Origin of the sequence: Campylobacter concisus (genome assembly GCF_050447505.1) — a bacterium.
Classification (GTDB): domain Bacteria; phylum Campylobacterota; class Campylobacteria; order Campylobacterales; family Campylobacteraceae; genus Campylobacter_A; species Campylobacter_A concisus_BP.
The window spans coordinates 13380-27251 of sequence record NZ_JALMFZ010000001.1 but is presented as its reverse complement, the minus strand read 5'-3'; the positions used below and the strand labels follow the sequence as shown (position 1 = coordinate 27251).

The 13872-nt window shown below is 39.2% G+C and carries 16 protein-coding genes; 10 read left to right on the top strand and 6 right to left on the bottom strand.

The features are described from left to right. Window positions 1-38: 38 nt before the first annotated feature. Window positions 39-389 carry a hypothetical protein gene (locus MTT09_RS00160; protein ID WP_021088445.1) on the top strand — a complete coding sequence of 117 codons (351 nt, stop codon included), beginning with the start codon at window positions 39-41 and terminating at the stop codon, window positions 387-389. A 35-nt stretch (window positions 390-424) separates the two neighbouring features. On the opposite strand, the gene MTT09_RS00155 is transcribed toward MTT09_RS00160, so the two are convergent. The 4 genes from MTT09_RS00155 to MTT09_RS00140 form a co-directional block, all read right to left on the bottom strand. Beyond that, window positions 425-2191 (bottom strand): aryl-sulfate sulfotransferase, encoded by a 1767-nt coding sequence (locus MTT09_RS00155; protein ID WP_429801886.1) that lies wholly within the window; start codon window positions 2189-2191, stop codon window positions 425-427. Window positions 2192-2455: 264 nt separating this feature from the next. Continuing rightward, window positions 2456-3580, bottom strand: a complete 1125-nt coding sequence (locus MTT09_RS00150; protein WP_429801885.1) for a cytochrome d ubiquinol oxidase subunit II — start codon at window positions 3578-3580, stop codon at window positions 2456-2458. Further along, complete coding sequence (locus MTT09_RS00145) at window positions 3573-5108, bottom strand: cytochrome ubiquinol oxidase subunit I (RefSeq protein WP_429801884.1); 1536 nt, start codon at window positions 5106-5108, stop codon at window positions 3573-3575. Before MTT09_RS00145 ends, MTT09_RS00150 begins: the two co-directional genes overlap by 8 nt. A gap of 1 nt (window position 5109) precedes the next feature. After that, window positions 5110-5268, bottom strand: a complete 159-nt coding sequence (locus MTT09_RS00140) for a DUF4492 domain-containing protein (RefSeq protein WP_429803688.1) — start codon at window positions 5266-5268, stop codon at window positions 5110-5112. On the opposite strand from MTT09_RS00140, the gene MTT09_RS00135 reads away from it, so the two are divergent. The 7 genes from MTT09_RS00135 to MTT09_RS00105 all read left to right on the top strand — a co-directional run bounded on the left by MTT09_RS00135 (window position 5192) and on the right by MTT09_RS00105 (window position 11612). Beyond that, complete coding sequence (locus tag MTT09_RS00135) at window positions 5192-5362, top strand: hypothetical protein (RefSeq protein ID WP_002940723.1); 171 nt, start codon at window positions 5192-5194, stop codon at window positions 5360-5362. The genes MTT09_RS00140 and MTT09_RS00135 overlap by 77 nt on opposite strands. 89 nt (window positions 5363-5451) lie before the next feature. Further along, window positions 5452-7086, top strand: a complete 1635-nt coding sequence (locus MTT09_RS00130) for a CTP synthase (protein WP_429801883.1) — start codon at window positions 5452-5454, stop codon at window positions 7084-7086. A 162-nt stretch (window positions 7087-7248) separates the two neighbouring features. After that, window positions 7249-7854: an outer membrane beta-barrel protein gene (locus MTT09_RS00125; protein ID WP_429801882.1), complete on the top strand. Its 606-nt coding sequence runs from the start codon at window positions 7249-7251 to the stop codon at window positions 7852-7854. 312 nt (window positions 7855-8166) lie between these two features. Beyond that, the gene (gene recJ / locus MTT09_RS00120) at window positions 8167-9741 is read left to right on the top strand and encodes a single-stranded-DNA-specific exonuclease RecJ (protein WP_429801881.1); all 1575 of its coding nucleotides are present in this window, start codon (window positions 8167-8169) and stop codon (window positions 9739-9741) included. A gap of 50 nt (window positions 9742-9791) precedes the next feature. Beyond that, window positions 9792-10094 carry a hypothetical protein gene (locus MTT09_RS00115; protein WP_429801880.1) on the top strand — a complete coding sequence of 101 codons (303 nt, stop codon included), beginning with the start codon at window positions 9792-9794 and terminating at the stop codon, window positions 10092-10094. A gap of 442 nt (window positions 10095-10536) precedes the next feature. Further along, a complete protein-coding gene (locus MTT09_RS00110) occupies window positions 10537-11121 on the top strand; it encodes an outer membrane beta-barrel protein (RefSeq protein ID WP_223227837.1) in 585 nt (194 codons plus the stop codon). Between the two features lie 107 nt (window positions 11122-11228). Further along, a complete protein-coding gene (locus MTT09_RS00105) occupies window positions 11229-11612 on the top strand; it encodes a hypothetical protein (protein ID WP_429801879.1) in 384 nt (127 codons plus the stop codon). Window positions 11613-11636: 24 nt separating this feature from the next. Here the strand turns inward: MTT09_RS00105 and MTT09_RS00100 are convergent, their stop codons facing one another. Further along, window positions 11637-11855: a hypothetical protein gene (locus MTT09_RS00100; protein ID WP_012140605.1), complete on the bottom strand. Its 219-nt coding sequence runs from the start codon at window positions 11853-11855 to the stop codon at window positions 11637-11639. Between the two features lie 169 nt (window positions 11856-12024). Here MTT09_RS00100 and MTT09_RS00095 point away from each other — a divergent pair, with 169 nt between their 5' ends. Both MTT09_RS00095 and MTT09_RS00090 read left to right on the top strand, forming a co-directional pair. Further along, entirely contained in the window at window positions 12025-12609 is a 585-nt protein-coding gene (locus MTT09_RS00095; RefSeq protein WP_429801878.1) for a hypothetical protein, read from the top strand. A 121-nt stretch (window positions 12610-12730) separates the two neighbouring features. After that, a complete protein-coding gene (locus tag MTT09_RS00090; protein ID WP_107944646.1) occupies window positions 12731-13213 on the top strand; it encodes a hypothetical protein in 483 nt (160 codons plus the stop codon). Window positions 13214-13230: 17 nt separating this feature from the next. Here the strand turns inward: MTT09_RS00090 and MTT09_RS00085 are convergent, their stop codons facing one another. Further along, window positions 13231-13863: a protein-L-isoaspartate(D-aspartate) O-methyltransferase gene (locus MTT09_RS00085; protein ID WP_103597057.1), complete on the bottom strand. Its 633-nt coding sequence runs from the start codon at window positions 13861-13863 to the stop codon at window positions 13231-13233. Between the last annotated feature and the right edge of the window lie 9 nt (window positions 13864-13872).

Below are 13872 nucleotides of genomic sequence, written 5' to 3'. Positions count from 1 at the left end.
GCCTTGCTTTGAATTTGTTTGCGGTGAAGGGAGTTTGTATGCAAAGCGAGAAGACAAAAAATTTACTCGATGAAGTAAATGAAACAATAGATTTTATATTTAGAACCTGTAACAGAAATGGCGGCACGAAGAAGGCTTTAGAAGATAAAAAGCTAAGTAGAGAAATTTTAAAAGATAAATTTAAATCGATCTTTTTAAAATTTGGCCAGATAGATGAGGCTAGTTTTAAGAGTGCGATCCTCGCAAATGAGGAAGCAAAAGAGCTAAACGAGATAGCGATGGCTCTTGAGATAGACAAAGATGTAAGCTTGCTAGAGCTAGAGCGAGCGATAAATTTTGACCTAACTAGCGTCAAAGAAGAAATTTATAAATTTCAAAATAATAACTAATACACTCGGTGTGAGAGGGGGTCTCACACCAAAATTTAATAACTAAACACTTCAGGATCGATAACCATCGCTCTATAAGCGACATCATCTCTTGAAGCAGAATCCACATCCATCTCAAATTTTATATCATTTGTCTTTGGGTCGATCTCGACTAAGACCATCTTGATAGTCTTGTCAGGGCGAAGTAAATTTACGTTTGAGCTTGAGATAAAGTAGGTGCTTTTATCCTTTTGCCACTCGACATTGCTGGTGACTGCGCTGTAAAAGTCAAATCCACGCTCCTTACCAAACTGCCAAGTCTGCTCGACTGTGCCCTTTTTCTCATCTATCTTATACTCAACCGCGCGGGAGTATTTGTCCTCTTTAAAGGCTGGCTGCTCCATGCCTCTAGCATCGCCATTATCAAAGACGCTTAGGTGTTTTATGTCGCCCTTGTTTTCGTATCTTGGCGTTAGCCATGCGGTGTGCTGGGTCCATGACCAGTCAAATTCGCCTTCGCATTTTGAGTTTTCACATTTTATCTTATTGCCCTTGCTATCAACTGGAGTTAGCACTTTTGCTTTAAAGTCCTCGCTCCAACCCTCGGGCGAGGCTAGTATCCATTTTACTTTCTTGTCGCGTCCTATCTTTACGATGCCTTGGTGGCGAAGCGAAAGGATGATGCTATCATCGCTCTCATCATACGAGATAGAATTTACATGCGCCCAGTTTCTACCTGTGCCAGTGGAGGTGACATCGCCAAATGGCTGATCGTCGCTTATCTTGATCTCTTTTGCGTCCATGTCGATATTTAGGCACACAGCCCTAGCATCAAGCGCTTTTATGAGGTTGCTGCGATAAACGTTATTACCAAAAATTTCATTTAGATCCCACTCTTCGACCACCTTGCCAGTGTTATCGACCTCAATGATGTGGTCTCTTATGGTGTGAGAAATTTTGCCGTTTTTGTGGTGGTAGTTGTATTTTGCTACTCTAAGAAGTGCGTGATCATCTTTTAGTGGCATCACCTCGTGGCTTAGATCGATGTAGCCTCTAGGTAGTGGGCGGTTGTAAATTTCTTTTCCCATGAGGTCATATCTAAGATATCTTTGTGCCATGCCAAAGCTGATATCGCCGTTTTTTAGCTGATGAAAGCCCATCATCATGCCCCCATCCATCACTCTTCTCTCGCTGCGGTCATAAAATTTCTGATAGTCAAGGTACCATCTGACCTCGCCCTTGGTATCTACGATGTAGTTTTCGGTAAAGTCGTTCCAGCTAGCAGCTCCACCATTTTTCCAATCAAGCGGTTTATAGACGCTTGTTATTGTGTTGTTTATGAGATAGAGCCTGTTTTTAAAGGCAGGATCGACCTTTTTGACGCGAGTTTTTTGCATGTGTGAGAACCTATAATCACGGCTATATGTGACGATAGGTTGGGCGTAAATTTTATATGTTTCTACCTTTTTAGCTCCGTTAAATGTGTAGCTAAGCACGACCTCGTTTAGATAGTCAGGATAAAGTCCCCAAACAGGCACGCCATCATGCGTGAGCAAGGCATGCTCTGAGACGTTGTAGTCGATATCGATGCCGCCATCTGGCTTGCCCTTTACTTTGACGTGGACATCTTTGATGTCCTTGCCAGCTCTATCGATGATAGCAGTTAGTGGCGATACGTCGTAGGGGTTTATAAAGACTGAGCCAAGCTCTCCTTGAACCTTTACTTGATGAGCCAAGACTCCAGCGTTTAGTGGAACACTAAAGCCAAAACCACTCACCAAAACAGCCGCAAGGGCAACTGAACCTAAGAAATTCTTGCTCATTTTCGCTCCTTTGTGAAATTTAATGATATCTTACTACCCAAATTTCACACAAAACTAACGCTTATATGAAAATAGGCTTAAGTAAATTTATAAAGAAGTCGTTTTAAGAGGTAAAAATAAAAAGAAGAATTTAGGAGCAAATGCCCCTAAATTTTAGTTATTTGAGTCAAATTTCTTAAGAGAAAAGAGAACAAATTTGTAGCTAATAAATAGCGTTACTGGCCAAAGTATCAAAAAAATTCCTGCTTCTAACATCTTTTATCCTTAGTATGCGTGATGATCATTTTTGATCTCATCTTGCGTGATCTTCTTGCTATCTATCGCTCTCCAGACGATGAAGATATAGGCAAGCACTACTGGCACTAGCAAGCTAACATAGGCCATAACGCCAAGTGTGTAGTGGCTAGAACTTGCATTTTTGATAGTTAGCGAGCTAGAGAGGTCGCTAAATGACGGATAAAATGCAGTGCCATTTAGTCCTGTTATCAAAAATAGCGCGGTCACAGCAAGCGTTACGCCAACGCCATAAGCAAAAATTCCACGTATGCTTTTTGTAAATGCCCCTTGGAAAATTCCAACAAGCACCAAAAGAACGCCAACAAGTAGTAGCACGCCAGCGACAGGCATCTCGATCAAATTTATAGCGTATTTGTAAGCAACAAGGCTAACTACGCCATTTGCGTCGTATGCAAAGCCATCTTTTGTAAGTATCCACGCAAGAAATCCTAAGAAAAATGGCAAGAATAGCACGGTATTGATAATTAGCTGTTTTCTAGCGTTTTGTATAAATTCGCCATCAGCGATGTTGTTCATAAGATATAAGCAGCCGCCTATGCGAGATAGGAAAAACATCGCTATGCCAAGCAAGTACAAGTAAGGATTTGCCAAAGCTTCAAGGCCACGAAATGGAGTTTTCCACTCGACAAAGTTGTGCTCATTTAGCACAAAGTCACTACCGCTAAAGAATGTACTAACCGCCATACCAATAAGGATAACACCAAGCGAGCCATTTATGAAAAGGAAAATTTCATAAGTCCTAGCGCCTAAGAAGTTATCAGGCTTTTTGCGGTACTCGTAGCTTACAGCTTGGATGATAAAGCAAAATAAAATAGCCAGCCAAACCCAGTAAGCGCCACCAAAACTAGTAGCGTAAAATAGCGGGAACGCCGCAAAGCACGCGCCACCAAACATAACAAGCGTCGTAAATGTAAGCTCCCACTTTCTACCGATAGAATTTATGAGCATATCTTTTTTAAGCTCGTCCTTGCCAAGGCTAAAGATGAGTGTTTGACCGCCTTGAACAAACATCATAAATACCAAAAGTCCGCCAAGAAGGCTAACTATAAACCACCAATAAATTTGTAAATTTTCTAAGCTTAAACTATGCATGGTCGTTAAATCCTATCTTTATTTGCTTAAGCATGATTTTGATCTCGGCAATCAGCAAGACCGTAAATAAAACAGCAAATAATATAAATGAAATTTTGACATTTGAGTCAGATAAATTTGTAGCTCCGACGCCAACGGTCATGAGATCTTGTATCGCCCATGGCTGACGGCCGACCTCTGCTACTATCCAGCCAGCCTCAGCTGCGATGTAGCCAAGCGGTATGGTAAAGAGGCAGATCCACAAAAATGCTCTTATGTTTTCAAATTTATATTTTCTTGAGAGATTTAGATAGAGCGTAATAGCAAAAAGAGCTATAAAGTAAGTGCCAAGCGCGACCATGATGTGGAAGCTATAAAATGTAAGTGCAACTGGTGGCACAGCATCTTTTGCGTCTTTAAGATAGCCATATCCTAAGAAATTTAGATTGCTCTCTAAATTTGAAAGCGAGCTTTTCATCAAGCTCTCGTCATTTGCTTTTTTAGCCTCTTTGTAGTTTTTAAGAGCTTCGATAGCTACTTTGCCCTTTGCCATCTTCTCTTCTACGCTTATTAGATTGTGCTCACTGTTGCCATAAAGTAGGTCGTTGATGCCTGGTGTAAATGAGTCAAGCTCTCTGTTTGCCATGATGCCAAGTGCGTAAGGTACTTTTATCTCAAACAAAAAGGCATCGCTCTCATCGCCAAGCTTTTTAGCTGGGTTTAAAATACCAGCTGCAACTAGGCCAGCGTTTTTCTCGCCCTTGTAAAGTCCCTCCATCGCTGCAAGTTTCATAGGCTGCTTTTGAGCTGCAAGATATGCGCTCTCATCGCCGCTAAGTAGCAAAAATGCCGAAGTGATAAGGCCAAATGCGCTAGCAACGACGATGCTTTTTTTAGCAAGCAAGATGTGGCGTTTTTTTATTAAAAACCAAGCAGAAATTCCTATCACAAAGATAGCTGAGATGGTGTAACCGCTAGTTACTGTGTGTAAAAATTTGCTAATGCCAAGAGGATTTAGCGCGACTTCGAAGAAATTTTCCATCTCCATTCTAGCCGTATCTGGGTTAAATTTCATACCTATTGGATACTGCATCCAGCCATTTGCGATCAAGATCCAAAGTGCGCTTAAATTTGAACCGATCGCAACAAGCCATGTTGAAAGTAGGTGAAATTTCTTACTAACCTTTTCCCAACCAAAAAACATAATGGCAAAAAATGTACTTTCCATGAAAAATGCTAGTAAGCCCTCGATCGCAAGTGGAGCACCGAAGATATCGCCGACAAACCAGCTATAATTCGCCCAGTTTGTACCAAATTCAAATTCCATGATGATGCCAGTAGCTACACCAATAGCGAAATTTATACCAAAGAGCTTTAGCCAAAATTTCGTTATCTCAAGCCATGCCTTATCGCCAGTTTTGACATATATCGTCTCCATAATGGCGATGATAAAACTTAGCCCCAAAGTGAGTGGGACAAACAAAAAGTGGTAAATGGCTGTCAGCGCAAACTGAGCCCTAGACCAATCAACAAAATCCATCTCAGACATTTTATTCCTTTATTAAATTACGAATTACAAATTCGCTTTTTTCTTCTTCGGTTTGAAATTTGGTATTAAGGGTCTCGTCAAAGATGAAGACCTTTAATATCCCAAACATAATGATAAGCTTTATCGCTATGAGAAGCCATAGTTTCTTGCCTATTTTCATATTTTTAAAGCCGTCTATATATAAAGAGGCGATGTTTTTTAAGCAGTTTTTAATCATGATGTCGAAGTCTATAACAAAAAAACTTAAAGAATAATTTTTAAAAATTGCAAGATTAATGCCTTACTAAATATTTAAGGGGTATAATCGGCAGATTAAAAAATAACTAAAGTTAAGGAAATTTTGATGGCAAAAGAGACGAAGTACATTTTTATCACAGGTGGCGTTTTAAGCTCACTTGGAAAAGGCATCGCAGCTGCGTCTATCGCGACATTACTTAAAAATTCTGGCTTAAAAGTGAGCGTTTTAAAAGCTGACCCATATATCAACGTAGATCCAGGCACGATGAGCCCACTAGAACACGGCGAAGTCTTCGTCACAGACGATGGCGCTGAAACAGACCTAGATCTTGGTCACTACGAGAGATTTTTAGATGAGAGCCTAAGTCAGGACAATAATTTCACAACAGGCAGAGTTTATAGCTCGGTTATCGAAAAAGAGCGACGTGGTGACTATCTTGGTAAGACTATACAAGTGATCCCTCACATCGTTGGCGAGATCGTTGATCGTATCAAAAAAGCGGGCGAGGGCAAAGATGTGCTCATCGTTGAGATAGGCGGAACCGTTGGCGACATCGAGGGACTACCATTTTTAGAGGCGATAAGAGCGCTAAGAGTAGAAGTTGGCAAAAAAAGAGCGCTAAATATCCACCTAACACTCGTGCCATTTATCAAAGTAGCTGGCGAGCTAAAAACAAAGCCAACCCAGCACAGCGTAGGCGAGCTAAGACGCATAGGCATAAGCCCAGATATCATCATCTGTAGATCTGAAATGCCACTAAACCGCGAGCTAAAAGATAAGATCGCAGCAAGCTGTGGTGTGGAGAAAAACTGCGTCATAGAGAGCTTAGACAGCGCAAGTATCTATCAAATTCCACTTTCATTTTTAAAGCAAGATATCTTAACGCCGATCGCTGAAAATTTAGGCTTTGGCGAGCTAAAACCAGACATGGCAAACTGGGATAGTCTAGTAAAAAGGATCATCGCCCCAACAAATGAAACTACGATAGCTTTTGTGGGTAAATATATCGATCTAAAAGAGAGCTACAAGAGCTTAACTGAGGGCATTATCCATGCTGGAGCAAATTTGGACGCTAGGGTAAATTTACGCTGGATAGATAGCGAAAAGATAGAAGAGAGCAATGTAAATGAGCTTTTAAAAGATGTGGATGGCATCTTGGTAGCTGGCGGTTTTGGCGAAAGAGGCGTTTTAGGCAAGATGCAGGCTATAAAATTTGCTCGTGAAAATAAGATCCCATATCTTGGAATTTGCCTTGGTATGCAGCTAGCGATGATCGAGTTTGCAAGGGATGTTTTGGGCTTAGAAGATGCAAATTCTATGGAGTTTAACAAAGAGTGCAAAAATCCTATCATCTATCTAATAGATAGCTTCATCGATGCCCACGGCAAAAAGCAGATAAGAACGCACACAAGCCCACTTGGCGGCACTATGAGGCTAGGTGCTTATAACTGCGACATCAAGCCAAAGACGCTTTTGGCTGAAATTTATGGCAACGCAAAGAACGTAAAAGAGCGTCACCGCCACCGCTACGAGGCAAATCCAAAATACAAAGAGACCTTTGAAAAGGCTGGTCTCATAGTAAGTGGTGAAAGCGACGGACTAGTAGAGGCGATCGAGCTAAAAGGTCATCCGTGGTTTGTAGGCGTGCAGTGTCACCCTGAATTTACTAGCCGCTTAACTAGACCAAACCCTGTGATACTAGGCTTTATCAAAGCAAGTTTGGCTAATCACATAAAATGATAAATTTGGCAAGTTTTCTTGCCAAATTTTCTCTTTAAATTTCTCTCAAATTTATATTAAAAATAAAAGTAAACGTATTATTGATAAATTTTAAATAATTTAAGTATTTTTTAATCTTGCTAAACATACAATGCTTACGCAATCATTTATAAAGGAGAAAAAATGAAAAATTGCGTTTTAAAAAGTGTTTTAGCACTTTCACTTGCTGGCTCATTTGCTTTAGCACAAGGCGGATTTGTCGGAGTTGAGGGCGGCTATGATTTTAGCTCAAAGCTAAAAGCTAAAGATGGCATTAGTGCAAAGGATAGCAGGCCGAATATCGGTATCAAAGGCGGTTATGACTTTGATGTAGCTAGAGTTTATGGTGGATACTTCTATCATACAGAGGCTAAAGATAACAAAAGCGGAGCTCTTGCTAATATCAGTGGTAACCTTGATACAAAGTGGACAACTCATAAATTTGTAATAGGCGGTGACTATACTCCAACTATAGCTAATAACTTTAAACTAATCGCTGGTCTTTACACTGGCGTTTCAGTGATCAACCTAAAGTCACATGTTAAAAATAACAAGGCTTGGGCTACATACGATCTTACACAGTCAGGCTTTTTGTTTGGTACAAGACTTGGTGCTGAGTATAGCTTTGATGGCCACAATGCTATTGAATTTGGTGTAAAAGCTGATAGATCTTGGTATGACGCAGACTATGCAAAAGATCTAAAAGCAACAGACATTGGCGCTTACCTAGGCTACACATATAAATTTTAATTTTTGGGGTCTTATGGCCCCTTATTTTTACTTAAAATTTCTCTCATTTTTTACTTCAAATTTACAATGGCTAATTTATAAAGAGTATCAATTTAACAAAAGTTTTTTGCCCTAAAAATCTTACTTTCAATGAAAATTATAAGAAATTAAATTTCAAAAAGATATAATCAAAGCATTCAAAATAAAGACGAAAGATTACGATGAAAAAAAAGCATTTTTGTTGCCAAATTTTTGGCAGTTTGGGCGTAAATTTAAGTGAGCAAATAGTATTAGTAAAAGTTGGCATGGCGCCAAAAAGTCCTTGCCAAAGCTATGTTAACTAAAGAGGATATTAGGAATTTACTAGCACGTAGATTTTGTAACGACATACACAAAAAACTTAGTGAAATTCCAACGCCAAGCGCCCTAAAAGATATCTACAAGGGCGCTAATCGCATCAAAGAAGCGATCGAGAGAAACGAACACATCGCTATTGTTGGCGATTATGACGTTGATGGCGTGGTTTCAAGTGTGATTTTAGCTGAGTTTTTTGATGATCTTGGCGTAAAAAACTACCTAGTAAAGATCCCAAACCGCTTTAAGGACGGATACGGCTTAAACCCTGAGATCATCGACGAGCTTGCAAGTGATGTGAGTCTAATAATCACCGTCGATAACGGCATCTCGGCTAATGAAGCAGCTAGCATCTGCAAAGAAAAAGGCATCGATCTCATCATCACAGATCACCACATGCCACCAGCCGTTTTACCAGAAGCCTACGCCATAATCAATCCAAAACAAGAGGACTGCAACTTTCCAAATATCGAAATTTGCGGTGCTGAAGTGGCTTGGTATTTGGTTGGCGCGCTAAAGGATGTTTGCAAGCTAAACTACGATATGAGCAAGTTTCTAGAGCTTTTAGCCATCGCGATAATCGCTGATATGATGGAGCTAAGAGATATGAACAGGATGCTTGTTCGCATGGGTATTTGCAAGCTAAATGCCTCGAAGCGTTCGGCATTTTGCGTCATAAAAGAGTTTTACGGCAAGGATAAATTTGAGTGTGATGATATCAGCTTTCTTATAGCGCCTCTTATAAATTCGGCCGGACGCATGGATGATGCGATGAATTCATTTAACTTCTTGCGTGCAAAGAGCATCGAAGAGGCTTACAACTACCTTGATACGATTATCGAGTTTAACAACTCCAGAAAAGAGGAGGAGCGCCAACTCTTTGAGTGCTCACTAAAGGACGTAAAAGAGGACGATGAGGTCATCATCACTTGGGGAGAGCAGTGGCATGAGGGCGTGATAGGCATCGTGGCCAGCCGCCTGGCAAAGCACTTTGCAAAGCCAGCTATCGTCTTTAGCATCGATAAAGGCCGCGCAAAGGGCAGTGCTAGAAGCATTGGCAAGCTTGATATCTTATCACTTATCGCAAGCCACGAAGATCTGCTAACAAGCTACGGCGGTCACAAAGGTGCAGCAGGGCTAACTCTTGCACCTGAAAATTTGGAGAAATTTAAAGAAGCGATAAATAAAAGCTGCTCATGCCTAAATATGCAAGAGTGCAAAAGCTCAGATGAGCTACTTGGCGACATAATGCCAAGCGAGATAGACTTTGAACTACTTGAAATTTTGGAATTTTATGAGCCGTACGGACAGAAAAACCCACGCCCAGTCTTTAAGATAGAAAACGCTGTCGTGAAAAACGAGAGGCTCATAGGCAGGGACCAAAACCACTTAAAACTTATCTTGCAAAAAGACAACAAGACGCTTGAGGCACTATTTTTTAACTTCACAAGGCACGTTAGAGTAGGCGAAATGATAGATATCATCTTTTGCGTATCTAAAAATTCGTTTCGCGGACTTGTGACACCACAGCTTCTCATAAGAGAAATTTTGTAAATTTGATATGAAAATGGCTTTAGATTTTGCTCTTTTATTAAAGTAAAAAGATGGACAAACTAAGAAGAAAAAGAACAAGTAAAGTTAAAAATAAAAAAGAGGCAGATCCTTCTAATGCCAAACTAAGCACTACTCATAAATTTATAATATCTATTGCGCTTGGCATCTTCTTGGCCCTTTGCGAGATAGCTTATAAAGAGGCTAAAAAACATGAATGCGAGGATCGCTGGGATAGATCATTAGGACCAGAAGCACTTGGCGGCGGCGGTATAGTGCGTGGCCTTTTAAAGGCTGGATGTGGTGCTGAAAGCAGCTACGAGCATCACTATACACATCATAGAAGAGGATGGTAAATTTAATACTTCGACTAGCTCTTTATCCTCTTGCATTACACTTGCAAATGCTTCTTAGGATACCAAATTTTTAGATATTTTTTGAAAGTTATAAATTTTTATCTATTAAATTTAATGGATTATTTGATAAAAATACAGAAAAGCTAGAAATTTAAGCTCTTTTAGAAATAGTTTATCTCTAAAAATCATTTAGCTGACCTCTTATATCGCAGCTTCTTATACGAGAAATTTTATAGCATTTTACCTAGTCGTTTGAAATTTAACGACTAGGTGTTACTTTTTAATAATTAAAAATTTTATAAATTTATATTTATAAATCCCTAAAATACGTACTATATAAACAAAATAAATTTATCAATGCTTATTTAATATTATAAATTAATAATATTTTAAATAAAAATTCGTAAAATTACATTTACATTATATTTTTAAAGGATTGAAAATGAAAAGTTCATTTTTGAAAGCTAGCATGATTGCATGTGCGGTTTGCTCATTTGCTATGGCAGAGGGGGCATTTATTGGTTACGAGGGCGGATACTCTTTTGCGTCAAATGTAAAGTTATCTGAGGCTAACGATGGAGCAAGACTTAGGAAAGGTCAATTTAACAGTGGCATAAAAGCTGGTTATGATTTTGACAGTTTCAGAGCTTATGGTGCTTATTTTTATAATTTTCAGACTAAAAAAGAGTTAGAGGATGATGGTGAAAAATATACAATTAAGTGGAATAAACACAGTTTTCTAGCAAGTGCTGACTATACTCCAAGTATTACTAGCGATATTAAGCTTGTAGCAGGTGCTTATACTGGCGTTTCAAGAATAAAATTTAAGGTAGATAATTCAGATAGTGCACAACACTCAACTGGTTTTGTGTTGGGCACAAAATTCGGTGCTGAGTACTTACTTGATCAAAACAATATTTTAGAGGCTGGCGTTAAGGCTGACTATACTTTTTATAGAAAAATTGAAGAAGTTAAAGTTAGAGAGAGCAACATCGGTCTTTACGTAGGCTACACTTATAAATTTTAATATTAAACATTCCCTCCTTAAGAAATTTGCGTCCTAGTTTGGGCGCAAATTTATCTCCTTAGCGTTTTTACCACTCAATTTAATATACTTTCCAAAAAGGATACAAAATGAAGAAAATAATATTGTCTCTATCTATGCTCTTGACCTCTACGTTTGCGGTTGATTGTGATAATGCATTTATTAAAGCTGTTGTAAGTATGATCGATGAGCCAGCTCCCACAAGAGTCGATGAAAATAGCGTAATAATGGGTGCTACATGTGAAAACAAGACCCTAAAAACCACGTTTGTTATAAATGATAGCGAGGATATTAAATTTAGTAAATTTACTAAAGATCAGATAGATGAGTTTAAAAAGATGCAAACCAAAATGTTAAAAGAGGACTTTTGTAGTAGTAAAAATCCTCTTATCGATAAAGCCTCGTGGATATATAACTACGAGAACGGCAAAAATTTTGCTGTGATAAATTTGACAAAAGAGGGTTGCAAGTAAATTTCTGGGGTTGCCCCCAGAAATTTAAGCTTTTTTATCTTCAAGCTCTTTTAGATGAGCTTTTACAAACTCACCAAATTCGTCTTGAGTTAGCACTCTTTTAGCAAGTTTTTCCTTGCATTTTTTGCCAAGCTCGCCTAGCGTTGCTCTATTTTTTTGGCTTTGTGATTTGCCAAATTTTGAAAGGATCGCATTTAGCTCATGCTCTTCACCGAAATTTACTAGCTCTTTATCTAGTGCCATTTTCTCTCCTTTGATGAAAATTTCTTCTAATTTTAAAATTTAATAGTAAATATAAATAAATTTAAATTTTAAAGGTCAAAAATAGCGAAAAATAGGGCTTTGTTAAATTTAAATTTCATATAGATTAAACGCGTAATAGTAAAATCACGAAAATTTTTAAAGGAGAAGTATGAAAAATTTACTTGTAAAATCAAGCTTGGTTTTAGCTTTAGTTAGTTCAGCTGCACTTGCGCAAGGTGCATTTGTCGGTGGCGAGGGCGATTATTCGTTCAATTCAAAGATCAAAACTAAAAATATCGCAAAAAGCGAAAAAAATAACTTCAACAAAGGTCACTACGGACTTGGCTTTTATGGCGGTTATGATTTTGACAGCTATAGAGCGTATGGTGGCTACTACTACGACTTTAAAGCTAGAAAAAATGCTGGCGAAGCAGACGCAAAATGGAGCAAACATAAGCTTTTAGCAGGCGCAGACTACACACCAAACATCACAGAAAACTTTAAAGCTGTGCTTGGCGGTTACGCTGGTCTTGGTTATCTAAGTGTTAGACAAAGCTTTGAAAACGAAACTAGCAAGAAAAATTTCAAAGGTTTGTTGATTGGTGCAAAAGCAGGTGGTATCTACTCATTTGACGCTCACAACGCGCTTGAGTTTGGACTAAAAGCTGATAAGACATTTTATAAGAAAAATAGCGGCGCTCAGCTAAGAGATACAAGTGTTGGAATTTACACAGGCTACACTTATAAATTCTAAATTTATGGCAAGGCTTAGGCTTTGCCCCCCCCAAAAAACTCACATTTATTCTTTAGATTTATAACTCAAGTAACCTTTAAGCGGCACGAGATAGAATGGCTCTTATCTAAAAAGGAGAAAAATGAAAACAAAATCGCTTCTTGTCATTGTGCTCTGTGCTGTTTTTAGTAGCTTTGCCTTTTGTGAGCCAAAAAGCGAGCCAACGCTAACAAAAAGTAGAAATTTAGTTGGTCAGACGGTGCCAGGCGCTATTTTGGGCGTTAAGGTGCCAAAGGAGTATCAAGCGAAATTTGATAGCGCAAAACCTAGGATGCAGGAATTTTTAGCAAATATGGCATGCTATAAGGCTAATAAAAATGATAAATTTATGGAAGGTGGCACAATGGCACCTGCGCTAAGAAGAGATGATAGCCATTCAAAAAGGGCTAGTGGCACTTGTAGCGATAACGTCGATATCTTGAGTATAGAAAATGTGAAATTTATCGCCAAAAACGCATTTAGTTTTAGCGTTACATTTATCACGGCGGATGGCGAAGAAACTACAAAATTTGATGATATTGTATTTACGCAGCACCCTAGCGGCGAGTGGCTGGTTAGGTGGTAGTTGTAGAGGTAAAGCCTCTACTCTCTGCCCTCAAGAAGTGGCACAAAAAGGCACTCGTCTAAAAACTCTTTTTCTAAATTCCCACTCTCGTCTTTTCTAAATTTAGCGATAAACTGCTTGCCATCTCTTTTCATCGGAGCGACCAAGATGCCGCCATTTTTTAGTTGAGCGAATAAATTTGGCGAGATCTCATCAGCAGCAGCCGAGAGTAAAATCCTATCAAACGGCGCGTAGCTTCGCCAGCCGTTGTTGCCATCATCATATCTTACGTGTACGTTTTTGATCTTTAGCGCCTCGAAGCGTTTTTTTGCCTCCATGGCTAGCTTTTCTATGCGCTCAACGCTAAAAATTCTATGTGCGAGCTTGCTTAATATCGCTGCTTGATAGCCGCTGCCACAGCCTATTTCTAGGATGTTATCCACGTTTTCGCACTCTAGCGCCATCGTCATCTTTGCCACCGTTAGCGGCGAGCTGATCCATTGATTACCCAGTATCGGCTGCGCGTCAAGCTTGTAAGCATGTGCAGGGATAGGCACGAAAATTTCGCGCTCGGTTGTTGATATCGCGTCAAACAAAAGCGGACTTAGCGTGATCTCATCGGCTATGTCGCTAGCTAAATTTTGGCATTTTATCGCTTCTAATTGGGTCAAAATTTCTAT